Genomic DNA, 1007 nt, shown 5'->3' with positions numbered 1-1007 from the left:
GCACAAAGACCGTGGTTGTCTCAGGTGCCCTCGGCAATTCTGGGTATCGGTGCTTTCCGTTTTTGTCAGGCCTCAAAAAGAGCGGCAACCGGACTGGCTGCTCGTCCCAAGTTGCGCGCCATCAAAGACGCCGATCGTCATCTGCTGCTGACGCGAGCCTACTTTACGATTAAACCTACAAGTCGCGCAGGTTGGTATGAACTGCGATTCGGATCCGCACGCATTCCGGGCGGAACGATTCTGTTTCGGGCACACCGTGAGTTTGTCGTGCCGGCAATGGTCAGCGTGACGCTGACAAGCAAGGCGCTCTTTGTTTCCATGAGCTACGAGGAGACAGAACAAAAGCAATTTCCGGAAACAGAAAAGGAAATGCTTGAGCGTCTGCGGCAATACTCCGAAGAGGAACTCATTGCCTGCGGAAACGGGATTGACCGAGGTGTCGTGCGTCCGGTTCAAACGAGTAACGATCCCGAGCCTTATGCGCTGACAGAAGATCAGCTGGAAAGAATCCGCCGCAAAGAACGTCAGCGCAAGCATTATCAGAAGCGCATGGCTCGTTGCGAAAAAGGCAGCCGTAACAGGGCAAAAATGCGTCGGAAAGTGGCACGGACGTTTGACTATCGCAAAAACGTCATCAACGACTTTGCGCATCAGACCTCTCACGCCTTGGTCAGTGACGACAAAGTGCAGTTTTTTGTACTTGAGGACTTGAGAGTCAAAAACATGACCAAAAGGCCTGAGCCGAAATACGATGACAACGCAAAAGCATTGCCTAACGGAGCACGAGCCAAGGCAGGACTGAACCGAGCCATCCTCTCAAGCGGTTGGGGGAAGACGGAAGAATATTTGAAGTACAAAGCAAAAAAGGCGGGCAAACTTGTCATAAAGGTTGAGCCGGCCTACACCTCTCAGCGATGCCCGAAATGCGGTCGGGTGGAGCGGAAGAACCGACCATCGCAGTCGGAGTTCCGTTGTGTGAGCTGCGGATTTGAGTCGGCGAACGCGGA

The 1007-nt window shown here is 53.3% G+C and carries 1 protein-coding gene; it reads left to right on the top strand.

The features are described 5' to 3' along the window. A partial coding sequence (locus tag DW133_RS09940; protein ID WP_147408932.1) for an RNA-guided endonuclease TnpB family protein occupies positions 1 to 1007 on the top strand: 1007 nt, incomplete at both ends.

Origin of the sequence: Sutterella sp. AM11-39 (genome assembly GCF_003472385.1) — a bacterium.
In the GTDB taxonomy this organism is placed as follows: Bacteria; Pseudomonadota; Gammaproteobacteria; order Burkholderiales; family Burkholderiaceae_F; genus Duodenibacillus; species Duodenibacillus intestinigallinarum.
The sequence above is the reverse complement of the archived record's forward strand: the minus strand, read 5'-3'. Positions and strand labels throughout refer to the sequence as shown.